The sequence below is a fragment of the Pseudomonas sp. NPDC085632 genome, from assembly GCF_044541255.1.
In the GTDB taxonomy this organism is placed as follows: Bacteria; Pseudomonadota; Gammaproteobacteria; order Pseudomonadales; family Pseudomonadaceae; genus Aquipseudomonas.
Genome location: NZ_JBITSX010000002.1, coordinates 271,939 through 294,634, shown reverse-complemented (window position 1 = coordinate 294,634; position 22,696 = coordinate 271,939). Strand labels below are relative to the sequence as shown.

General features: G+C 60.4%; 22 protein-coding genes. 19 read left to right on the top strand and 3 right to left on the bottom strand.

Going from position 1 to position 22,696, the window contains the following annotated elements:
• Window positions 1-78: 78 nt before the first annotated feature.
• Window positions 79-837 (bottom strand): slipin family protein, encoded by a 759-nt coding sequence (locus ACIF4X_RS03230; RefSeq protein WP_397480892.1) that lies wholly within the window; start codon window positions 835-837, stop codon window positions 79-81.
• A 2-nt stretch (window positions 838-839) separates the two neighbouring features.
• Window positions 840-1,391, bottom strand: a complete 552-nt coding sequence (locus ACIF4X_RS03225; protein WP_397480891.1) for an NfeD family protein — start codon at window positions 1,389-1,391, stop codon at window positions 840-842.
• Between the two features lie 154 nt (window positions 1,392-1,545).
• Here ACIF4X_RS03225 and ACIF4X_RS03220 point away from each other — a divergent pair, with 154 nt between their 5' ends.
• The 15 genes from ACIF4X_RS03220 to pgaD all read left to right on the top strand — a co-directional run bounded on the left by ACIF4X_RS03220 (window position 1,546) and on the right by pgaD (window position 17,372).
• Complete coding sequence (locus tag ACIF4X_RS03220; protein ID WP_397480890.1) at window positions 1,546-2,007, top strand: aminoacyl-tRNA deacylase; 462 nt, start codon at window positions 1,546-1,548, stop codon at window positions 2,005-2,007.
• Between the two features lie 157 nt (window positions 2,008-2,164).
• The gene (locus ACIF4X_RS03215) at window positions 2,165-2,410 is read left to right on the top strand and encodes a DUF2789 domain-containing protein (RefSeq protein WP_397480889.1); all 246 of its coding nucleotides are present in this window, start codon (window positions 2,165-2,167) and stop codon (window positions 2,408-2,410) included.
• 94 nt (window positions 2,411-2,504) lie between these two features.
• On the top strand, window positions 2,505-2,750 hold the full coding sequence (locus tag ACIF4X_RS03210; protein WP_129387361.1) for a type II toxin-antitoxin system Phd/YefM family antitoxin: 246 nt from the start codon (window positions 2,505-2,507) through the stop codon (window positions 2,748-2,750).
• Window positions 2,740-3,021: a type II toxin-antitoxin system RelE/ParE family toxin gene (locus ACIF4X_RS03205; RefSeq protein ID WP_129387364.1), complete on the top strand. Its 282-nt coding sequence runs from the start codon at window positions 2,740-2,742 to the stop codon at window positions 3,019-3,021. The genes ACIF4X_RS03210 and ACIF4X_RS03205 overlap by 11 nt, the downstream gene beginning before the upstream one ends.
• A 143-nt stretch (window positions 3,022-3,164) precedes the next feature.
• On the top strand, window positions 3,165-3,593 hold the full coding sequence (locus tag ACIF4X_RS03200; RefSeq protein WP_064117434.1) for a MarR family winged helix-turn-helix transcriptional regulator: 429 nt from the start codon (window positions 3,165-3,167) through the stop codon (window positions 3,591-3,593).
• Window positions 3,590-5,653 (top strand): FUSC family protein, encoded by a 2,064-nt coding sequence (locus ACIF4X_RS03195; RefSeq protein WP_397480888.1) that lies wholly within the window; start codon window positions 3,590-3,592, stop codon window positions 5,651-5,653. Before ACIF4X_RS03200 ends, ACIF4X_RS03195 begins: the two co-directional genes overlap by 4 nt.
• The gene (locus tag ACIF4X_RS03190) at window positions 5,650-5,859 is read left to right on the top strand and encodes a DUF1656 domain-containing protein (protein ID WP_007917703.1); all 210 of its coding nucleotides are present in this window, start codon (window positions 5,650-5,652) and stop codon (window positions 5,857-5,859) included. Before ACIF4X_RS03195 ends, ACIF4X_RS03190 begins: the two co-directional genes overlap by 4 nt.
• Window positions 5,856-6,758: an efflux RND transporter periplasmic adaptor subunit gene (locus ACIF4X_RS03185; RefSeq protein ID WP_397480887.1), complete on the top strand. Its 903-nt coding sequence runs from the start codon at window positions 5,856-5,858 to the stop codon at window positions 6,756-6,758. The genes ACIF4X_RS03190 and ACIF4X_RS03185 overlap by 4 nt, the downstream gene beginning before the upstream one ends.
• The gene (locus ACIF4X_RS03180; RefSeq protein WP_397480886.1) at window positions 6,755-8,197 is read left to right on the top strand and encodes an efflux transporter outer membrane subunit; all 1,443 of its coding nucleotides are present in this window, start codon (window positions 6,755-6,757) and stop codon (window positions 8,195-8,197) included. The genes ACIF4X_RS03185 and ACIF4X_RS03180 overlap by 4 nt, the downstream gene beginning before the upstream one ends.
• 93 nt (window positions 8,198-8,290) lie before the next feature.
• A complete protein-coding gene (locus ACIF4X_RS03175; RefSeq protein WP_397480885.1) occupies window positions 8,291-8,926 on the top strand; it encodes an NADH:ubiquinone oxidoreductase subunit N in 636 nt (211 codons plus the stop codon).
• A 319-nt stretch (window positions 8,927-9,245) separates the two neighbouring features.
• Entirely contained in the window at window positions 9,246-10,751 is a 1,506-nt protein-coding gene (locus ACIF4X_RS03170) for a YdgA family protein (protein WP_397480884.1), read from the top strand.
• Window positions 10,752-11,000: 249 nt separating this feature from the next.
• Window positions 11,001-13,481 (top strand): poly-beta-1,6 N-acetyl-D-glucosamine export porin PgaA, encoded by a 2,481-nt coding sequence (pgaA, locus tag ACIF4X_RS03165; RefSeq protein WP_397480883.1) that lies wholly within the window; start codon window positions 11,001-11,003, stop codon window positions 13,479-13,481.
• 12 nt (window positions 13,482-13,493) lie between these two features.
• Complete coding sequence (gene pgaB, locus ACIF4X_RS03160; protein WP_397480882.1) at window positions 13,494-15,491, top strand: poly-beta-1,6-N-acetyl-D-glucosamine N-deacetylase PgaB; 1,998 nt, start codon at window positions 13,494-13,496, stop codon at window positions 15,489-15,491.
• A gap of 1 nt (window position 15,492) precedes the next feature.
• The gene (gene pgaC, locus ACIF4X_RS03155; RefSeq protein WP_397480881.1) at window positions 15,493-16,848 is read left to right on the top strand and encodes a poly-beta-1,6-N-acetyl-D-glucosamine synthase; all 1,356 of its coding nucleotides are present in this window, start codon (window positions 15,493-15,495) and stop codon (window positions 16,846-16,848) included.
• A complete protein-coding gene (gene pgaD, locus ACIF4X_RS03150) occupies window positions 16,845-17,372 on the top strand; it encodes a poly-beta-1,6-N-acetyl-D-glucosamine biosynthesis protein PgaD (protein WP_397480880.1) in 528 nt (175 codons plus the stop codon). The genes pgaC and pgaD overlap by 4 nt, the downstream gene beginning before the upstream one ends.
• A 126-nt stretch (window positions 17,373-17,498) precedes the next feature.
• Here pgaD and ACIF4X_RS03145 read toward each other — a convergent pair whose 3' ends face one another.
• Entirely contained in the window at window positions 17,499-19,022 is a 1,524-nt protein-coding gene (locus ACIF4X_RS03145; protein WP_397480879.1) for an FAD-dependent oxidoreductase, read from the bottom strand.
• 139 nt (window positions 19,023-19,161) lie between these two features.
• Here ACIF4X_RS03145 and ACIF4X_RS03140 point away from each other — a divergent pair, with 139 nt between their 5' ends.
• The 4 genes from ACIF4X_RS03140 (at window position 19,162) to ACIF4X_RS03125 (ending at window position 22,687) form a co-directional block, all read left to right on the top strand.
• A complete protein-coding gene (locus ACIF4X_RS03140; RefSeq protein WP_397480878.1) occupies window positions 19,162-19,722 on the top strand; it encodes a YbhB/YbcL family Raf kinase inhibitor-like protein in 561 nt (186 codons plus the stop codon).
• Between the two features lie 86 nt (window positions 19,723-19,808).
• Entirely contained in the window at window positions 19,809-21,488 is a 1,680-nt protein-coding gene (locus tag ACIF4X_RS03135; protein WP_397480877.1) for a von Willebrand factor type A domain-containing protein, read from the top strand.
• Between the two features lie 30 nt (window positions 21,489-21,518).
• Window positions 21,519-22,100, top strand: coding sequence for an RNA polymerase sigma factor (locus ACIF4X_RS03130; protein WP_397480930.1), 582 nt, complete (start codon window positions 21,519-21,521; stop codon window positions 22,098-22,100).
• On the top strand, window positions 22,097-22,687 hold the full coding sequence (locus tag ACIF4X_RS03125; RefSeq protein ID WP_397480876.1) for a hypothetical protein: 591 nt from the start codon (window positions 22,097-22,099) through the stop codon (window positions 22,685-22,687). Before ACIF4X_RS03130 ends, ACIF4X_RS03125 begins: the two co-directional genes overlap by 4 nt.
• Window positions 22,688-22,696: the final 9 nt, after the last annotated feature.

Below are 22,696 nucleotides of genomic sequence, written 5' to 3'. Positions count from 1 at the left end.
AGATCGCAGCCTGCGGCAGCTCCTACATTGGAATGTGATCCCCTTTAGGAGCTGCCGAAGGCTACGATCTTTTGCTGTTCAAGGTTTGCCGGACAGGTCCGCCATGCCCTTGAGCAATTCAATCGGCAGCGGAAAGACAATCGTCGAACTCTTGTCCCCCGCAATCGAACTTAACGTCTGCATATAACGCAACTGCATTGCCCCAGGCTGGCGCCCGAGCATTTCCGCAGCCTGCATAAGTTTTTCCGAAGCCTGTAATTCACCTTCGGCATGAATCACCTTGGCCCTTCGTTCACGCTCGGCTTCGGCCTGTTTGGCGATGGCGCGGACCATCGACTCGTTGAGGTCTACGTGTTTGATTTCGACGTTGGCGACCTTGATGCCCCACGCGTCGGTCTGGGCGTCGAGCACTTGCTGGATATCGATGTTCAACTGCTCGCGCTCGGCCAATAACTCATCGAGTTCGTGTTTGCCGAGTACGGCACGCAGGGTGGTTTGCGCCAATTGGCTGGTGGCGGAGAGAAAGTCTTCCACCTGAATGATCGCCTTCTGTGGATCGAGTACGCGGAAGTACAGCACGGCGTTGACCTTGACCGAGACGTTGTCGCGGGTGATTACATCCTGCGGCGGTACGTCGAGGACCACGGTGCGCAGGTCGACCCGAACCATCTGCTGCACCACCGGAATCAGCAGGATCAGCCCCGGGCCTTTGACCTGCCAGAAACGTCCGAGCTGGAACACCACACCGCGTTCGTACTCGCGCAGGATGCGAAACGTCGAACCGGCCAAGGCGATGAGCAGTAACAGCAGCGCAACAAAACCGATTTGCAGACCCATGATCACTCTCCGAGCGGTGCCGCGTCAGTCGCGGCCACTTGCAGCAACAGTCCCTTGCGCGCCACCACGCGTACCGGTTGCCCTGTGTGCAGCGGCGTGGCGCTGAGCACTTGCCAGCGTTCACCTTGCAGTTGCACCCAGCCGTTGCGGGCGTCGCCCGGTTGCACTGTGGTGATCGCAGTCACGCTGCCGAGCAGGCCGGCGTCGCCACTGACCGCGTGGCGCGGGCGGGTTTTCAGGGCGCGAATCAGCAGTCCGATCAACAGCAGGGCGCTGATCAAACCGAGGCCGATCATCATCGGCACCGGCAATTCGGCGTTGCCCAGAATCAGCGCGCCGATGACAAACATGATGATCCCGCCCAGACCGATCACGCCGTAATTGGGCAGCGCCGCTTCGGCGATCAGAAAGACGATGCCCAAGGTAATCAGCCACAAACCGGCCGGACTCATCGGCGGCAACGGGGTGTCAGCGGCGAGGGCTGAGCCGCTGATCAGCAGGAGCAAGGCAAGCGCACAACATCGGCTGTTCACGTGACTCTCCGTGAGCGTCATGGGCTGGTTCTTTCAGTCTAGTTGAGGGTTGTCCTGTATGAATTTTGATCAATGTGCAGATATGTCCGGTGAGCGGATTTCCCTGCGCCTGACACCCGCCGAACTAGACTCAAAGACACGGCAACCACCGTTCAGCGCGACACCGAGGTGCATCATGCGAATGGCAAAAAAGGTGCAAAGCAGCCTGAACCGGGCGCATTGCGAATATGACGTGGTCGCTCACCGGCATTCATCCAGCAGCCTGGAAACCGCGCGAGTCGCCGGGGTGCCCGCCGAGCGGGTGGCGAAATCGATCATCCTCGACGACCACCACGGGCACTACTTGATGGCCGTATTGCCGGCCAGCCGTCATCTGGATCTGAGCAAGGTGCGCAACAGCGGCGAATGGCAACTGACTCGCGAAAGCAATCTGGCGCACATCTTTGACGACTGCGAGCGCGGCGCGGTGCCGCCGCTGGGTGATTCCTACGGGCTGGACATGGTCATCGACCCATTGCTGACGCGGCAGAAAGATATTTATCTGGAGGCGGGCAACCATAACTACCTGCTGCACATGAGCATGCCGGAGTTTCTGAAAATGGTGCCGCATGCCGAGGTGCGGGAGTTGAGTCATTAGGTTTTTGTAGCGCCAGTGCCGACGCCATCGCGAGCAAGCCCGCTCCCACAGGGATTCTCGGGTGGACACAAAATCTGTGATCACCCGAGAACCTCTGTGGGAGCGGGCTTGCTCGCAAATAATCTTCCAGACACCACTAATTCCAAGGATCACTGCAATGGAAAACCCAACCCACAGCCTGCCATCCCTGTTCAAACAACTCGGCCTGTCCGACGACCCGGTCGACATCGAAAAATTCATCGCCACCCATTCCCCGCTCAAACCCGAGCTGCATTTGGCCGATGCGTTTTTCTGGACGAAGAGTCAGTCGCAGTTTTTACGGGACGAGATTCTGGAGGACGCCGATTGGGCGGAGGTGGTGGATCAGTTGAATGTGTTGTTGCGTAAGGGCAGGCTGGGCTGAAGAAACAGTGACCTCTGGTCATTCGACTGAGCATCATGGTTGTTGATGAATAAAAAATGGACCAGAATATCGCCCTCAATTAAGGTCTTTTATTATGCAAAGTGTTTTGGCCGATATGGCTGTCAGTGTTTCCGAATTAAAGAAAAACCCTTCTGCAGTCCTGAGCGGCGCACATGGCGGAGCTGTGGCGGTTCTCAACCACAATCGCGTTATGGGCTACATGGTTCCAGCGGATGTGTACGAAGCAATGATGGAGCGGTTAGATGATCTGGACCTTGCTGAAATCGTTCGCGCCCGCAGCCATGAAACGCCAATTTCGGTAAGCCTGGATGACCTTTAAGCTCGAATTTCTGCCATCTGCTTACAAAGAATGGAACAAGTTGGGTCATACACTGCGAGAGCAATTCAAAAAGAAGCTGGGCGAGCGGTTGGATCTGCCCAGAGTATCTGCGGATGCTCTGCATGGGATGCCGGATTGTTACAAAATCAAACTGAAGGCTTCCGGCTACCGTTTGGTTTATCAAGTGATTGACGAGCGCGTGGTTGTTTCCGTCGTTGCGGTCGGCAAACGTGAACGCAGCAGCGTTTATGAGAATGCTAAAAAGCGCTGAGTGATGTCTCGGCGGAGACTTTCTCTGCTCGATCCGGCAATTTGTTTCAAAACTTGACTGAAATTCCCCTCCAATGCGATATTGATAGTTAGCAAACTAACAGTGTGCATTTCCCCGTGCCGAACGAACTCGACGCTCTCCAGATGAACATCAGCAGTGCCATGGTGGTGGCCGCCAGACATTGGCGGAAGATCTGTCAGACCACGCTGGTCAACTATGGAATCTCCGAAGCCTGCGCCGTGCCGCTGTTGATGATCGGCCGTTTGGGCGAGGGCGTGCGGCAGGTGCAGGTGGCGCAGGCAGCCGGGATGGAGAGTCCGTCGCTGGTGCGTCTGCTCGATCAGTTGTGTCATTCGGGTTACGTCTGCCGTACCGAAGATGCCCAGGATCGCCGCGCCAAGTGCCTGAGTCTGACCGACACCGGACGTGAACTGGTGCAAGCGGTCGAGATCGAACTGGTGCGCTTGCGTCATGAGGTGCTCGAAGGCATCGATCAAAGCGATCTGGAAGCTACGCTTCGGGTACTCAGAGCTTTTGAGGCGGCCAATCCGCCTGTGGTGGTCAATTCTTGAACGGTTTTTTCTCCGGCATTCCGCCGGCCCGCGACTGGTTCTACGGGATCCGTACCTTTGCAGCGTCGATGATTGCGCTGTACATCGCCCTGCTCATGCAAATGCCGCGTCCGTATTGGGCGATGGCCACGGTGTATATCGTCTCCAGCCCGTTTCTCGGGCCGACCAGTTCCAAGGCCTTGTACCGCGCCATCGGTACCTTTCTCGGCGCGGCGGCGGCGGTTTTTTTCGTGCCGATGTTCGTCCAGAGCCCGTATGTGCTGGTGGTGGTCATCGCGCTGTGGACGGGGATTCTGTTGTTCATGTCCCTGCATTTGCGCACGGCCAACAGCTACGCATTGATGCTCGCCGGTTACACCTTGCCGCTCATTGCCTTGCCGGTGGTGGATAACCCGCTGGCGGTGTGGGACGTGGCGGAAGCGCGGACCGAAGAGATTTTCCTCGGCATCGCCGTCGCCGCCGTGGTTGGTGCGATGTTTTGGCCGCGTCGCTTGGCGCCAGTGTTCAATGACGCCGTGAGCAAGTGGTTCGCCGACGCAACGACCTATAGTCTGAAGTTCCTCAGCCGCGACGTGCAGCCCGAAGAAGTCACTGCGTTGCGCATGGCCATGGTCGCCAACTTCAACAGCCTCGAATTGATGATCGGTCAGTTGCCTCACGAAGGCTCGCGACCGCAAACCGTGCGCAACACCAAAGAACTGCGCGGGCGGATGATTCATCTATTACCGGTGATCGATGCGCTGGAAGATTCGCTCTACGCCCTCGAACGGCGTACGCCGGAACTGGTGGAAAACTTCAAACCGCTACTCGTCGCGACCCGCGAATGGCTGGGCCATCCGGACGCCAATCTTGACCGCTGGCAAACACTGAAAAATCAGCTCGAAGCCCTGCAACCGAGCGCTGAAGCGCTGGAAGATCGCCGGCAACTGCTGTTCTCCAACTCGATTTATCGCCTCGGCGAATTCATCGATCTATGGCAGGACTGCCGCAGCCTGCAGGACGCGATTCTCTGCGAACGTCAGGACAGCTGGCGCGCGGTGTATCGCCACTGGCGCCTCGGTCGCCTGACACCGTTCATTGATCGCGGGCTGATGCTCTATTCGGTAGCGTCGACGATTCTGGCAATCATCACCGCCTCGGTGCTGTGGATTCTGCTCGGCTGGCCGGACGGCGGCAGTGCGGTGATTCTGGCAGCGGTGGCGTGCAGTTTCTTCGCCTCGATGGACGACCCGGCGCCGCAGATCTACCGGTTCTTTTTCTGGACCGGCATGTCCGTGCTGTTCGCCAGCCTGTATCTGTTTTTGATTCTGCCCAACCTGCACGATTTCCCGATGCTGGTGCTGGCGTTCTCGATTCCGTTCATCTGTGTCGGCACGCTGACGGTGCAGCCGCGTTTCTACCTCGGCATGCTGCTGACGCTGGTCAACACCTCGTCGTTCATCAGCATTCAGGGCGCTTACGACGCGGACTTTTTTGCCTTCGTGAACTCCAACCTGGCGGGGCCGATGGGGCTGCTGTTCGCCTTTATCTGGACGCTGGTGGCGCGCCCGTTCGGCGCCGAACTGGCGGCCAAGCGCCTGACCCGTTTCAGCTGGAAAGACATCGTCCACATGACCGAGCCGGCCAACCTCGCCGAGCACCGGCAACTGGGCGTGCAGTTGCTTGATCGGCTGATGCAGCACTTGCCGCGTCTGGCCCTCACCGGCCAGGACACCGGCATTGCCATGCGCGAAGTGCGCGTCGGCCTCAACCTGCTCGACTTGCTCGCCTACACCCCACGGGTGACCGGCGCGCCGAACGCGCTGTTGCAGCAAGTGGTCAGCGAGGTCGGCGAGTATTTCCGCGCCTGCCTCAAGGCTGGCGAACGCTTGCCGGCGCCCGCGCCTTTACTGATGACCATGGATCGCGCCCGCCGCGCACTCAACGGTCACGGCGATGATGAAACCCGGCTAAACCTGTTGCACGCCTTGAGCGGTTTGCGTCTGGCGTTGCTGCCCGGCGTCGAATTCGTCTCCAGCGCCGAGCCCGAAGAACCGCTGCCCGATGGAGCGCCCCTATGATCGGTGATCTGGACATCAGCGGCATTTTCCTGCCGACCCTGCTGGTGTTGATGGGCATCACTTATGTGCTGTTTTTGCTGGTGCATGCCGTGCTCACGCGCGTGCACTTTTACCGTCTGGTCTGGCACCGGGCATTGTTCAACGTGGCGCTCTACGCGGTACTTCTGTACGGCGTGGACTCACTCAGTCGATACCTGATGACATGAAAAAACCGTTTTTGACCATCGGTCGCGTGGTACTGACCCTGCTGATCGTGACTTTTGCCGTTGTCCTCGTCTGGCGCATGGTGATGTATTACATGTTCGCGCCATGGACCCGTGACGGCCACATTCGCGCCGACATCATCCAGATCGCCCCGGACGTGTCCGGGTTGATCCAGCAGGTTGAAGTGAAAGACAACCAGTTGATCAAGCGTGGCCAGGTGCTGTTCAGCATCGACCAGGATCGCTTCAAACTGGCGCTGCGTCAGGCCAAAGCGGCTGTTGCTGATCGCGAAGAAACCTTGGCTCAAGCCCAGCGCGAAGCCAAACGTAACCGTGGTCTCGGCAACCTGGTGCCGGCCGAGCAGCTGGAAGAAAGCCAATCGAAGGTCGCCCGTGCGCAATCGGCGCTGGCCGAAGCCATGGTTACCGTAGACAGCGCCCAGCTCAACCTCGACCGCTCGGTGATCCGCAGTCCGGTCGAGGGCTACGTCAACGACCGTGCGCCACGTCCGCAGGAATTTGTCACCGCCGGACGTCCGGTGCTATCGGTGGTCGACAGCAATTCCTTTCACATCGACGGCTATTTCGAAGAGACCAAACTCGACGGCATTCATGTCGGTCAGTCTGTGGATATCCGCGTGATCGGTGATCGCGCCAAATTGCGCGGGCATGTCGAAAGCATCGTCGCCGGTATCGAAGACCGCGACCGCACCAGCGGCAGCAACCTGTTGCCGAACGTCAACCCGGCGTTTAGCTGGGTGCGGCTGGCGCAGCGGATTCCGGTGCGGATTGCCTTTGATGACGTGCCGGAAGATTTCCGCATGATCGCCGGGCGCACTGCCACGGTGTCGATCATCGAAGACTCAAAAGTCGACGATAAAAAGCAGGAGCCCGCGCAATGAGCAGGGCCCTGATGATCGCCGGGTTGGGCGTGATGTTGTCGGCGTGTCAGATGGTCGGGCCGGACTATCAAGTGCCTGAGGATGCGGCGGTTCAACGCAAGGATATTCAGGGCGAGCTGGCCGTCGCGGGCAAACCGGTGGTCTCGGCGCCCGTGCCGGCGGATTGGTGGCGACTGTATAAAGACCCACGCCTTGATCAACTGGTGCAGCAGGCCATGGCCTCCAACACCGACCTGCGCGTCGCCGCCGCCAATTTGCAGCGCGCCCGCGCTCAGGTCGATGAGGCGGAGGCTGCCGGCGGTTGGAGCGGCGGCGTGAAAATGGGCGCCCAGCGTTTGCAGGAATCCGGTCAGGCATTCCTGTTGCCGGAGAAAGTGCCAGTGGCCAACGTTGGCGATATCGGCATCAGCGCCTCGTATCAGTTCGACCTGTGGGGCACGTTGCAACGCGGTATCGAAGGCGCCAAGGCCAACGCCGATGCAACCCAAGCCGCAGCGGATACCGCGCGCATTACTTTGGTGGCAGACGTGGTGCGTGCTTATACGCAAGTCTGCGCAGCCAACGAAGAACGCGAAATCGCCCAGCATTCCCTCGACTTGCAATCGCAAGGCACCACGCTGATCCAGCGCCTGCGCGATGCCGGTCGTGGCGATGAAACCCAGGTCACTCGTTCGCAAACCCAATTCAAATCCCTGCGCGCCGACATGCCGCGTTATGAAGCGGCGCGTCAGGCCGGGTTGTTCCGTCTGTCGATGCTGCTGGCGAAACCGGTCGATCAATTGCCGGCCGGCACCGCGACGTGCGCCGAGCTGCCGAAGATCGCTCAACGGGTGCCGGTCGGAGACGGCGCGGCGCTGCTCAAGCGTCGTCCGGACATTCGTCAGGCTGAACGACGTCTGGCCGCTGCGACTGCGGGGATCGGCGTCGCCACGGGCGAGTTGTACCCGGACATCAGCATCGGCGCGACAATTGGCACCGTCGGCATCATCGACGACCTCGGTGATCCGTCGACCAACCGCTGGGGCTTCGGCCCGTCGCTGAGCTGGAAAGTGCCGACCAACGGCGCTCGTGCGCGCATTCGTGAAGCTGAAGCGACGACTCAAGGCGCGCTGGCGCATTTCGACGGTGTGGTGCTCAACGCCATTCGTGAAACCCAGACCGGTCTCGCTCAGTACAGCGCGCTGCTGCAACGTCGCGACGCACTGGCCGATGCCGAGCAGTCAGCGAAACTGGCCGCCGACCAGACCCACCGCTTCTTCCAGGCCGGCCGCGAGTCGTTCCTCGCCGACCTGCAAGCGACCCGTACCTACACCGACGTCACCGCGCAACTGGCCGCCGCCAACACCCAGGTTGCCATGAGCCAGATCGATTTGTTCCTCGCCCTCGGCGGCGGTTGGGAAAGCGGACGAACGCACGCGACAACCGCCAGCAAACCCTGAGGCCGTTGCTATGCTTTGAAGTGTTGGAAGGGCGCCCCGAGCAGGACGCCCTTTCAGCGCACATTGCTAGCGCTGGTCTAGGGGAAACCAATAATGAAAAACCCTTACGCTCTCGGCTTCTGGTGCGCCCTCGCAGCGCTGGTGCTGCTCTCGGCCACCTATTTCTACGGCATCATGCTGGCCCACCAGATCGACAAGGCGATGGTGTTCCTCGACAGTGCGACAGCGCTGATCGCGGTCATGGCAATCGTCGTCGTGGCGTGGGCGTCGGTGCAGGTGCAGCGCGTCAAAAAAAGACAACTTGAACAGGGCAGGACTCTGGTACTGATCTGGGACACCAAAGTCGCCCTGCGCCGGGTCGAAACCGTGTTCGACCGGTATTTCTGGGGCAGTTACTGGCAACCTGGACGGACCTTCGCCGAAGTCATGGGCGAACTCACCGGCACGCCGTTGGAAAAAAGCCTCGAAGCGCTGAAAAAACAGTGTCTGGAACTCGACAAGCAGATCGCCGACGAGGGCTGGCACTGGCTCAACAATGCCCGTGAACTGTCCGATGTCGCCACGGCCATGGCCCGCGAGCGCTATCAACTGGATTTCTGCGACCCGCGCGCCGATGGGCCGGGCGGGGCGGTGATCGATCGGGACTTTGAAGTGCTGGTCTACACCTGGACCGCGCGGCTGAAAAGCTTTGATCATCAACTCGATGCGATGGAGGTTCAGTATTCCTGATGCTCTGCTGAATCAAATGGCCTCATCGCTGGCAAGCCAGCTCCCACAAGGTTTTCTGGTGTTCACAGAATTTGTGTTCACCCAAGATCCCTGTGGGAGCTGGCTTGCCAGCGATGGCGTCTGCAAAACCACCGAAACTCTTCCAGTCTCTCAGCTGTCCATTCCCCCCATAGACACTCTTTAACCTTTAAACATTGGGCCAGCTCACGTGCCCGGTGCTAATCTCCACCGCTGAATTCAGCGCAGTCGAGCCGCGACCCGGTCACGGGTTCAGGGAAGACGACCACACTCACAGCCACGGAAATCGATCAGGTCATTCATGAATAAATCAGCAGGCGTGCTCCTCGGAATTGTTGTTGCCATCGGCGCGATCAGCGCAGGCGGGGCCTGGTACACCGGGACCAAGATCGAAGGCGTGCTGAACAACGCCGTCAGCAATGCCAACCAGGAGCTGCAAACCGCCATGGCCGGCTCCAACGGCTCCGCGTCGCTGGAACTGGTGTCGCTGGAACGCCACACTTTCACCAGCACCGCGCACTACCGCCTCAAGGGCGAAGGCGAGATGTTTGGCGATGCGCCGGTCGAATTGCTGTTCGTCGACCATATCGAACATGGCCCGCTGCCGTTCTCGCGTCTGGTCTCGCTGAAATGGCTGCCGGTCATGGCCACCAGCAACTACGAGCTGGAAAAGAACCCGGCCACCGAAAAATGGTTCGCCGCGACCAAGGGCGCCGCGCCGCTCAAAGGCGTGACGAGCATCGGCTACGACGAATCCACCACCAGCACCCTCGATCTGCTGCCGTTCGAAACCGCACTGGATGAGCAGTCGAGCCTGAAATTCTCCGGCCTGACCATGAACATTTCTGCCAACGCCAAAGCGCAGAAGGTCAAGGCGGACGGCTACATGGACAACCTGAAACTGGTGACTGTGGCTGAAGACCAGGCGCCGGTACAGGTCGAACTCAACGGTCTGACCCTGGCCAGCAACCTCGCCAAGAGCAGCTACGGCTACTACACCGGGGAAAACACCCTGGTGCTGACCAACAGCAAAACCACCTTCGGCACCAAGCAATCGGTGCTCGGTGTGAAGAACTTCGAAATGAAGAACCTCACCGAAGAAAACGGCAGCAATGCTTCCGGTCGCGCCGATTACAAGATTGGCGAAGTCAGCCTCAACGACAAGAAAATCGGCTCGGCGAACATGGCCATGAGCCTGAAAAACCTCGACATCCCGTCGACGATGTCGCTGATGCAGATCTATCAGACCAAATTGCAGCCGTATGAAAAGGCTGCCGCCGAAGCCGCCGCTCAAGGTTTGCCAGCACCCGAGCTGAACCTCACCGACGCTGAAAATGCACAGGTCAAAGCCGATCTGCAAAAACTGCTGGCGGCCGGCCCGCAGATTGCCTTGGAAAACCTCTCGTTCAACACCGCCAACGGTGAGAGCAAGGCCAATCTGGTCATTGACCTGACCAAACCGCAATCGATGGATCTGCCGCCGGATCAGTTGGGCAAACAACTGATCGCGTTGCTCGACCTGAATATCCAGGTGTCCAAGCCAATGCTGGTCGATCTGCTCAGCGTACAGGCGCAACTCGACGGTCAGACCGATGCCAAGGCGATCGTCGATCAGTCCAAGGAAGCGGCCGACATGTTCGCGGGCATGGCGGTCGGTTCGCAGTTGGCCGTCGTCGACGGTACCAACGTCGTAACCAAGCTGCATTACGCCGCCAATCAGGTCGAATTCAACGGCCAGAAGATGACCGTCGAGCAGTTCGTCGGCTTCCTGATGAGCAAGTTCGCAGGCGTCACGCAAGTGCAGTAATTCTGCGTTCTTAATAGCAGCGCCCGGCCTCTGTATCGCACAGACGCCGGGCGTTTTGCTGTCTGGCGTTCGGGTTTTCGGCGTTTCCGGAGCACGATTCTGAACAATTATTGTGTTCCGGATATTGGTCTACGCTTGCGTGCAAGACTGCCTGACTAAGCTTGGCCGTTGGATGTGCATCGGCGGCCACCGTTACGAATGGGCAAGGAGGGCATTGCGACCCGGCTGGCCATGTAAGGATGCTGACGAATGCCGCGTATTGATGTTCCTGTATTACATCGTGGTTTACGCCCTTTGTTCCGAGTTGCGCTGTGTAGCCAATTGCTTTGGCCGGCGCTGGCGTTTGCCGACACACCCTACGATCAGATGGTACGCGACGCCCGTGCCGGGCAGTACGCGCCTGCGCTGACGGTGCTGCGTCAGGTGCCGCCGGGCCAGTCGACCACCGGGCAGATCAGCGATCACCTGCAGATCGCCAGTTGGGCCGGTCTCGACGCCGAAGTGGTGCAGGTCTATGAAACCCAGGGCCGCGATCGCGTCCTGCCGGTTCAGGCACTGACCGCCACCGCGCGCGCCTATCGCAATCTCAAGCGCTGGGATCAGGCCACTCAGGTCTACAACAAAGCCCTGGCGCTGGAACCGGACAACGCTGACCTGCAATTGGGCCTGGCCCTGACCCAGGCTGACGCCGGCAAACCCGACGAAGCGGTGACTCGTGCCAAAGCGCTGGTGGCGGCCAAACCTGATGATCCTTCCCGCCGTCTGGCGCTGGGCTACGCGTTGACCCGTGCCGGCAAACAGTACGACGCCCTGTTCGAATACGATCAAGCCTTCAAACGCGCCGGCAGCAAACCGGAAGTCGCCCGGGAATACGTGGTCGCCCTGCAAAAGGCGCGTCTGCCGGAGCCGGCGCTGCGTCTTGCCAATCAGCGTCCGGGGCTGATCGATCCAGTCACGTTGCGTCGCCTCGAAGGCGATCTGGCCGCCGAGCGCGTGCGCCTCGCCGAACTCGCCACCCGCAGCGAAAAAGAACGTTACGTCATCGCCGACCGCGCGCTGGCCGATTACGACAAGCTGCTCGCCACCTGGACACCCGACGCGACCGCCCACGACGATGTGATTCGCTGGCGCATCGACCGCATGGGCGCGCTCAAGGCCCGGGCGCGCACGGCCGACGTCATCACTGAGTACCAGAAGCTGCAAGCCGAAGGCGTGAAGATTCCGACTTACGCCCTGCGCTGGGTGGCGGCGTCGTATCTGGATCAACGCCAGCCGGAAATCGCTACCGACCTCTATCGGCAGGTGTTGTCGGCGCCAGACGCCGATGTCGGTGATCGCCTCGAAGACACCACAGCCCTGTATTACTCGTTACTGGAAAGCGACCGCGCCGAAGAGGCACGCAAAGTCGCCGAAGACTTGGCCAAGACTCAGCGCCCGCGTATCGAGCTGAAAGGCTTGCCGATTGGCAACCCCAACGATGAATGGATGGATGCCCAGCAACTGGCGGCGCAGGCCGGCACCTACGGTTCCGATCTGCCCCATGGCGAGGAGCGCTTGCAGACGCTGGTCGATCAGGCGCCGGGCAACGTCGGTTTGCGTCTGGCTCAGGCCGATCTGTACCTGGCCCGCAACTGGCCGCGCCGCGCGGAAATGCAGCTCAAGGAAACCGAGAGCATGGTGCCGCGCGACATGGGCCTGGAAATCGGTCAGGCCCACACCGCCATGGAACTGCAGGAATGGCGGCAAATGGATGCGCTGACTGATGACGTCGTCGCCCGTTACCCGGATAACCGCCAGGTACAGCGTCTGGCCCGTGAACGCGAAGTGCATGACATGTCCGAGCTGCGCGTCGAAGCCTACGGCGGCAAGGCCAATGGCGGCGGCAGTGGCGATGCCGGCGCCGTCAGCGGCAGCCGAGATTTTGGCATTCAGACCACCCTGTACAGCCCGCCCATTGATGAAGACTGGCGCGTGTTCGCCGGGGCCGGTTATGCCACCGGCGACTTCGCTGAAGGCACCGGTAACCATCGCTTCCAGCGTGTTGGCCTGGAGCGCCGCACCCGCGACATGACCCTTGAAGCGGAAGTTTCCAACCACTCCTACGGTTTCGGCGACAAACAGGGCGCGCGTCTGGCGATCGCCCGTGACATCAACGACAACTGGCAATACGGCGGCAGCCTCGAATACCTGTCGGCCGAGACACCGTTGCGCGCGCTTAACAGCGACATCAAGGCCAACGGCGGCAGCGGTTTCATCCGCTGGCGCGCCAATGAAAGCCGCGAGTGGAAACTGTCGGTAAGCCCCTCGCACTTCAGCGACGGCAACAACCGCGTCGAAGCCTTGCTCACCGGTCGCGAGGGCGTCTACAGCGCGCCGAACGTGCAGGTCGATGCCGGTCTGGAAGTCGGCACCAGCCACAACTCCAAGTCCGATGACGTGCCGTACTTCAACCCGAAATCCGACTTCAGCGTGATGCCGCTGGTCAACGTCAATCACGTGCTTTACCACCGCTACGAAACTTCCTGGAGCCAACAATTCCAGGCTGGCGCGGGAACGTACAGCCAGCGTGATCACGGCACCGGCGGCATGGCCTTACTCGGTTATGGACAACGGTATGCCTGGAACGACGTGTTCGAGGTGGGCGGTTTGTTCAGTGTGATCAACCGGCCCTACGACGGTGATCGGGAGACCGATCTGCGTCTGCTCGTCGACCTCACTTTCCGCTTCTAGAAGAGTTTGAAGATGCCTTTGATTTCGCGTTTCATCCTTCTGCTGGGAGTGCTGCTGGTCAGCGCCTGCGCCCAGCAAGCCCCGGCCTTTACGCCGCCGTCCGAGCGTCCGCTGGCGGCCAGCGAAAAACCGTGGCCGAAAAATCACGTGCTCGGCATCGCCTATCATGACGTCGAAGACCGTGACCCCGATCAGGCCGTGGTGGCGGTGCGCACCGAACGTATGATCGAACAACTCGCGTGGCTGCGCGAGAACGGCTACAAACCGGTGACGGTCGACCAGATCATGGCCGCGCGCAAGGGTGGTCCGGAGCTGCCGGCGAAAGCCATTTTGCTCAGCTTCGACGACGGTTATTCGAGCTTCTATACCCGCGTACTCCCGGTGCTGCGCGCTTATAACTGGCATGCGTTGCTGGCGCCGGTTGGCAGTTGGATCGACACGCCGCTCAATCAGCCAGTGGACTTCGCCGGTGCCCCGCGCGCACGTTCAGATTTTCTGACCTGGGATCAGGTGCGCGAGATTTCGCAATCCGGTCTGGTGGAAATTGCCGCTCACACCGACGCCAACCACAAAGGTATTTTGGCCAACCCGCAGGGCAACATGCAGCCCGCAGCGGCGACCCGGCGCTACGATCCACTGGCCAAGCGCTATGAATCCGAGGCCGATTTCCAGGCGCGGATTCGCACCGACGTGAACAACATCTCGGAGAAAATCCGCAAGGTCACCGGCAAGAAGCCGCGCGTCTGGGTGTGGCCGTATGGCACAGCGGACGGTACTTCGTTGACCGTGGTCGGTGAGCAGGGCTATGAAATGGCCCTGACGCTGGATGACGGTCTCGATGCCCTCGACAACCTGATGAGCAGCCCGCGTTTCCTCGTTGCCTCTGATCCGGACGGCGAACATTTCGCCAACAGCGTCGTCGGCGTGCAATCGGATTTCGCCATGCGCGTGGTCCACGTCGATCTGGACAACGTCTACGATCCGGACCCGGCGCAACAGGACATCAACCTCGGCAAGCTGGTGCAGCGCATGGCCGACATGGGGGCCAACACGGTATTCCTGCAGGCCTTCGCTGATCCTAAAGGTGATGGTCTGGTGCACTCGCTGTACTTCCCCAATCGCCACTTGCCGGTCCGTGCGGACATCTTCGACCGCGTCGCCTGGCAACTGCGCACTCGTGCTCATGTGAAGGTGTTTGCGTGGATGCCGGTGCTGAGTTTCGGCCTTGATTCGAAACTGCCGCGCGTCACGCGCTGGGATCCGAAAACCGGCACCACAGCGGTCGATCCGGACCAGTACAAACGCCTGTCACCGTTCGATCCGGAAGTACGGCGGATCATCGGTGAAATCTACGAAGACGTGGCGCGTCTGACCTCGGTCGACGGCATTCTTTACCACGACGACGCGGTACTGTCGGATTTCGAAGACGCCAGCCCTGAAGCCATGAAAGCCTACGCCGCCCATGGTTTGCCGGGCTCGATTGCCGCGCTGCGCGACGATCCTGCCGCGATGCAGCGCTGGACGCGCTTCAAGAGCAAATACCTCATCGATTTCACCAACGAGCTGACCGCCAAAGTCCGTGCAATTCGCGGTCCGCAGGTGCAGACCGCGCGCAACATCTTCGCCGAGCCGATGCTCAATCCCGCGAGCGAAGCATGGTACGCGCAGAACCTCGACGACTTCCTCGTGACCTACGACTGGACGGCGCCGATGGCCATGCCGCTGATGGAAAAACAGACGCAGGCAGAGTCCGGTCCGTGGCTGGAGGCGTTGGTGGCCACGGTCAAAAAACGCCCCGGCGCGCTGGATCGCACGGTGTTCGAATTGCAGGCACGGGACTGGACGAAAAAAGATCAGGCCGACATCGACGGCGCGCATCTGGCCGACTGGATGGGCCGTCTCAAGCGTCAGGGCGCGACCAGTTTCGGTTACTACCCGGACAACTTTCTCGACAACCTGCCGGACCTGAAAACCGTAAGGCCTGCGCTCTCCAACAAATGGAATCCATAACATGCTGGATAGACTGTTAGCCCTGCTTGTTCTGGCGCTCGTCCTCGGCGTGCCGCTGGGCCTGATCTTCCTGGTGACCGGGCAGTTCCTGATGGACTTCGTGTTCTTCTACCCGCTGTTCATGTCCGGGTTGTGGATTGCCGGTGGCCTGTATTTCTGGCTGCACTGGGAGCGCCACTGGCCATGGAAGGACGACACCTTGCCGCCGCCGCTGGAAGGCGAGCCGCTGATCTCGATTCTGATTCCTTGCTACAACGAAGGTGACAACGCCGCCGACACGATTCACGCGGCACTGGCCCAACATTATCCGAACATCGAGGTCATCGCGATCAACGACGGCTCCAAGGACAACACCGCCGAAGTGCTTGATGCGCTGGCCAAGGAAGATCCACGTTTGCGCGTGCTGCATCTGGCGGAAAACCAGGGCAAAGCCGTCGCATTGCGCATGGGTGCCATCGCGGCGCGCAGTGAGTATCTGGTGTGCATCGACGGTGACGCGTTGCTGGCGCCGAACACGGCGGCCTATCTGGTCGCGCCGATGCTGGATAACGCACGTCTTGGCGCGGTGACCGGCAACCCACGGATTCGCACGCGTTCGACGTTGGTCGGACGGGTGCAGGTCGGTGAGTTCTCGTCGATCATCGGTCTGATCAAACGTACACAACGAGTGTTCGGGCGGATCTTTACCGTGTCCGGGGTGATCGTAGCGTTCCGCCGTACCGCGCTGAACCGCGTCGGCTACTGGAGCCCGGACATGATCACCGAAGACATCGACATCAGCTGGAAGCTGCAACTCGATCACTGGAGCATCTTCTACGAGCCGCGAGCGTTGTGCTGGATCCTGATGCCGGAAACCCTCGGTGGCCTGTGGAAGCAGCGTCTGCGCTGGGCTCAGGGCGGCGCCGAAGTGCTGTTCAAGAATATTCGTGGCATCTGGCAGTACCGCCATCGTTACCTGTGGCCGCTGCTGTTCGAATACTGCCTGTCGACCGGTTGGGCGTTTACCTTCCTGCTGTCGGTGATTTTCTGGGGCGTGGGCAAGTTCGTGGTCATGCCCGAGGCGATCGCGGTGGATCACCTGATGCCGCCAGCGTTTACCGGGTTGCTGCTGGCGTTTGTTTGTCTGGTGCAGTTCGCGGTCAGCATCATCATTGACCGCCGTTACGAGCCGGGGTTGGGCAAGACCATGTTCTGGGTGGTCTGGTACCCGATTGCATTCTGGTTTGTCAGTCTGCTGACCACGCTGGTCAGCTTCCCGAAAGTCTTGTTCGGCCAACATCAGAAACGCGCGCGTTGGGTCAGCCCTGACCGCGGCATCAAACCGATCGGGGACGACGAAGAGGAGGTCATCAAATGAAAATCATCCGGACCCGCCAGCGGCCTTTTCTGGTCGTGGTCGATGTGATTCTTACCGTGGTGGCGTGGGTCGGCCTGCTGTTCTTGCTGATCCGTGGGCTATGGCCATTGGTTGAAACCCATGCGGGGGGGCCGCGTATCGACAACTCGGCGTTCGAAGCGCTGGGCACGTTGCAGATTTATCTGTGGGTGGCGTTGGTCAATGCGGTGCTTCTGATCGGCTGGGCGCGTTATCAGCAGCGCAAAAGCCGCAGTTTCGCCCAGCGCCGGTTGCCATCACCGGTGATCGACGATGAAGGGTTGAGCAAGAGTTTCAAACTCTGCGATGAACGCTTTCAGAAACTGCGCACGCCCGGCGTGATGACCATCCACAACGATCAGGAAGGTGACATCAGCCATGTGGTGACGCACTTCTGGCCGGTTCAGCAGCAGGAATTGCCACCGCCGCTGGCACCGCTGGAACATCCTCGGGTAATCTTTCTGCATGCTGAAGATGACGACAATCGCGAACCCCTGACGCGCTAAGCGGTTGATCGTTCCCATGCTCCGCGTGGGAATGCCTCTAGGGACGCTCCGCGTCCAGTGACGCGGAGCGTCACGGGCTGCATTCCCACGCAGAGCGTGGGAACGATCAAGTGCAGAAGATCAGTACTAATCGCGGATCAGTGCCCAGGCTTCTTCCATTGCTAGTGGCTGCTTCATCCGTTCGGCCAATAGCGCCATTGCCCGTTCCTTCTCGCAAGCCACAGCGGCGACCAGCACACCATTTCTGCCAAACAGCCCAATGAATGGCGGTTGTTCAGGCTCGCCGAGAAACTCCACCTCATCCCAATGTTCGGCATGGCCGAGGTAGTCGTAATTCTTGCCGAAGTGCCAGGTCCAGAAAAACGGCACATCCAGATAATGCTCTTCGCCGCCCAGCATGTTGGCGGCAGCGATTCGCGCATGTTGTTGAGCCAGGCGCCAGTGCTCGATGCGCTGCAACTGGCCGTTCAACGGGAACGTGACGATGTCGCCGATGGCCCACAGGCCTTCGCTGACGCGCATGCCTTCATCGACGCGCAATGACTGATCTTTTTCCCTCGGCAATGACGCGAAAGCCTCGGTCGCCGGGTGCACGCCGATTCCCGCCAGCACCAGATCTGCAGTGAGCCGCAGGCCGTTGTCCAGCAGCACTGCTTCGACCCTGCCGTCACCGATGATCTCTGTGGCTTCGTACTCACTGATGAATTTCACGCCGTTTTCCTCGTGCAACGTGCGGATGGCTTTGCCCACGGCCTCGCCGAATTGCGCGGCGAAAGGAATCGCGTGACGAGCCAGCACCGTGACATCGAGGCCGTATTGGCGCAGGGCCGAGGCGCATTCGAGGGCGATGAAGCTGTCGCCGATGATCACGGCGCGTTGATCGGGACTCGCGCCGTTCATGATCCGTTCGGCCTGGGCTTTGGAGCGCAGCACGAAGACTTGCGGCAGGTCGGCACCGGGGAGTTCCAATGGGTTGGGCTCGCCGCCGGTGGCCAGCACGGCCGCGTCGTAGCGCAGCGTCTGGCCGTCATTGAGGTGAAGGGTTTTGGCCGAGGCATCGATTGAGCTGATTTCACCTCGTTGGCGTTCAATGCGCTGCGCTTTAAAGAACTCATCTTCACGCAGATGCGGTATTTCCTCGGGGGGCATGTCCCCGGCGAGGACAAATTTGCTCAGCACCGTGCGGTCGTAACCGGCCTCCGCCTCGCGATCAATCATCACGATCCGGCCACCACAGCCCTTTTCCCGCAGCGCCGCTGCACACGCGGTACCTGCCGCCCCGGCGCCGACAATCACGAACGTACGCGAATCATCCGCCGGAGGTGTATGCGGGTCGGGCAACGGCTGATCATCGACCCAAACCTCATCGCCACGCCGTTCCAGCGGGTAACGCTTGAGGCTGTCGAGCGCTGGTGGCTCGCACAACGCGCCGTCCTCTGCGCGAAACGCAGCCTTGTGCCACGGGCAGATCAGGCGTCCGTGACACAGCGCTCCGTCAGCCAGCGGCGCCCCGGCATGTGGGCATTCGCCCTGAAAAGCGCGGAGTTGCTCACCGATGCGCAACAGCACAATCTTGCAGCCGCCGATTTCAACTTGCAGGCCACGGTTTTCAGGGACATCGGCGAAACGGGCGACGCGGTGCAGGGACATGTTCGGCTTCCTCGCGGGCATTTCTCTTGTGAGTTTGTGCATCGGTGCGAGGTTCAGCCATTTGCCACTGCCACGGCACGAACGGTACAGCTATAGTTTGCAGGCCGACGACGGCCCCACTGCACAAGGTGCTCCCGGAATGACCCGATTGACCTCTCTCAACCCATGGCTGGCGGCCCTCGCCGTCACCCTTTGCGTGCAGTTTCCGGCGCAGGCCCAGGAGCGTTTCACCCTGAACATCCCGGGTGTTTCCGATAACCGCCTGTTCACCTCGGCAGCCGCCAGCGATGCGGCCGGGTGCGGCGGCAAGAATCAGTCGCCGGCACTGAACTGGAACGCAGGACCTGCCGCAACCCAGAGTTACGCGATCGTCATGCACGATCCCGACGGCCAAAAAGGTCTGGGCGTCGATCACTGGATTCATTACGGCATCAAAGCCACCACGCACCAGATCGCTGCGGGCGTCGGCGCCAAGTCTGCGTTCGAGGGCGTCGGCGGCACCAACAGCAAGGGCAACACTCACTACATGGGGCCGTGCCCGCCAGTGGGTGACAGCGCGCACCACTACATCATCCAGATCTACGCACTGGATCTGGCGCCAGACGCCTTGCCGGCCGGTTTGACCCGTGCCGAGCTGATGGAAAAAATCAAAGGCCATGTGCTGCGTAACAGCAGTGCGGTGCGGCGTTATCACCGCTGAAATTTTTTTAGCGGCGTTTAACCCGAACTGAAAGGGCTGCCCGTCTCAGTGGATGAATGATCAATTTCATCCCCGAGGTCAGCCCCATGTCATTTCCTTTCTTACGCCCTGTTGCGGTTGGTGTGCTGCTGGCGCTCGCCGGTTGCGGTGTGTCTTCCAAACCTGATTCCGCTGCTATGCCTGCGCCAGCGCAACCTGAGTTGCAGGTTCAACAGGAAACAGTCATGGCCGGTGGGGCGATGGCCAAGCGTATCGCCCGTCCGGCGGCAATCGCCAGTTTCGCAGCGATGCCCGGCGCGGACAGTTATCCACAGGGCTATCGTGACGAGCAGCGCGAGCAGTATCAGGCGCTGGCCGACAACCCGATTCACAGCGTCGCCGAAACGCCGGTTTCGACTTTCAGCGCTGACGTCGACACTGGCGCCTACGCCAACGTGCGCCGCTTGCTCAATCAGGGGCGTCTGCCGCCGGAAGGCGCGGTGCGGCTGGAAGAAATGGTCAATTACTTCCCCTACGACTACGCGTTGCCCAGCGATGGCTCGCCGTTTGGCGTGACCACAGAACTGGCCGCCTCGCCGTGGAACCCACACACCCGCTTGCTGCGCATCGGCATCAAGGCCTCCGACCGCGCGTTGACGGAATTGGCCCCGGCCAATCTGGTGTTTCTGGTCGATGTGTCCGGCTCGATGGACCGCCGCGAAGGCCTGCCGATGGTCAAAAGCACGCTGAAATTGTTGGTCGATCAATTGCGCGATCAGGATCGCGTGTCTTTGGTGGTGTACGCCGGTGAGTCGAGAGTGGTACTGGAGCCGACTTCCGGACGGGAGAAAGCGAAAATTCGTACAGCCATCGAGCAATTGACCGCCGGTGGTTCGACCGCTGGCGCTTCGGGCATCGAGTTGGCCTATCAAATGGCGCAGCAGGCTTTCATCCCCAAAGGCATCAATCGCATCCTGTTAGCCACCGACGGTGACTTCAATGTCGGCGTCAGCGACTTCGACAGCCTCAAGCAAATGGCTGTGGATAAACGCAAGAGCGGAATTTCGCTGACGACGCTGGGTTTTGGTGTGGATAACTACAATGAACACTTGATGGAACAACTGGCCGATGCTGGCGACGGTAACTACGCCTACATCGACAACCTGCGCGAGGCACGCAAAGTGTTGGTGGATCAGTTGAGTTCGACGCTTGCCGTGGTGGCAAAAAACGTCAAATTGCAGGTGGAATTCAACCCGGCACAGGTCAGCGAATATCGCCTGCTCGGCTATGAAAACCGCGCGTTGAAGCGTGAGGATTTCAGCAATGACAAAGTCGATGCCGGCGAAATCGGTGCGGGACACACGGTGACCGCGCTGTACGAAATTGTTCCGGCAGGTGAGCAGGGCTGGCTGGAGCCGCTGCGATACGGCAAATCTGACGCCGCTATTTCGACAAAGAGCGGAGAATTGGCAATGCTGCGTGTGCGTTATCAACAGCCCGAAGGTGGGAAAAGTCTGCTGATCGAACGGCCGATCGCCAACCAAGTCGCAACCGCCAGCGAAGATCTGCGTTTTGCCGCCGCCGTGGCCGCATTCTCCCAGCAACTCAAGGACGGTCGCTATACCGGCGACTTCAGCCTGAAAGACACCGAGGCACTGGCCCGTGGCGCTCGCGGCGATGATCGCTTCGGTCTGCGCAACGAGTTCGTGCAACTGGTCGAGCTGGCGCAGAGCTTGCGCAGCTCAACCGCATCGAACGCGGTGGCCACTGAACAACGGATCGAATAAGTGAGTCGTCTGAAAGGCTTCATCAGTCAGCTGTTTGCCTCGGCAGACAGCTCAACCGCCAACAGCGATGAATCGCTGCTGGCGCGTTATCGCCAGGGCGACGGCGCGGCGTTCGAGACCTTGTACGCGCGCCATCGCCAAGGCCTGTACCGGTTTCTGCTCGGTTTGAGCGGCAAACCGGAACTGGCCGACGAGGTGTTTCAGGACACTTGGCTGAGCCTGATCCGCAGCAGCAGTCAGCCACAAGGCCGGGCGACATTTCGTACGTGGCTGTTCCAGATTGCCCGCAATCGTCTGATCGATCACTGGCGCAAACACGGCGCCCGACAGCCGCTGCACGACAGCTACGACGAGCAAAATCATGCTGTCAGCGATGAGGCGAACGACCCCGAACAACTGCTCACTCTGAGCCGTGACAGCCAGCGCCTGGAAAGCGCCCTGCAAACCCTGCCCGCCGACCAGCGTGAAGTGTTCCTGCTGCGTGCCCACGGCGACCTCGACCTGGCACAAATCGCCAGCCTCACCGAAACACCGCTGGAAACCGTCAAAAGCCGCTTGCGCTACGCCCAGCAAAAACTGCGTCGGCTGCTGGCCGAGGAGGTACTGACATGACTGACGCCCGCCAGACACCCGAAGATCCGCTGATCAAACATGTGCGCGAACAGCACAACGCCGAGCCGCCGGCGCACCTTGATGCGTTCATTCTCAAGGCAGCCCGCCGTGAAGCCCCGGCGCCGAAGCCAGGGATGTGGCAACGCTGGCTCGATGCCTGCCGTAAACCGCGCTGGCAAGTTGCGTTCGCCAGCCTCGTCGGCGTCGCCCTGATGCTGTCGCTGGTGCAGCGCGCGCCTGAACCGCAGCCACAATTCGACTTCGCTCCGGCCGCCAAACCTTCAGCACCGCTGGCCCGCAAACAGTCGCCCGAGGCTTTGAGCGCCCCCGCTGGCGCCATGCCCGCCCCTGCGCCAATGGCGGAAATGGCGGCGCCGATGCAAAGCCAGGCGATCAATGCCGACGAAGTGAAACTCAGCAAGCGCGCCGCCGCCCCGGCCAATGGTCTCGATGCACAATTGCGCGAAGTCCTGCGCCTGCGCGAATCCGGCCAGTCGCAAGCCGCCGACAGCCTGTTCAACAACTTGCACAAACGCTACCCGAAGGCCGATCTCGACGCCCGGCTCGAACAGTTGCAGAAAAAATGACCGCTTGAT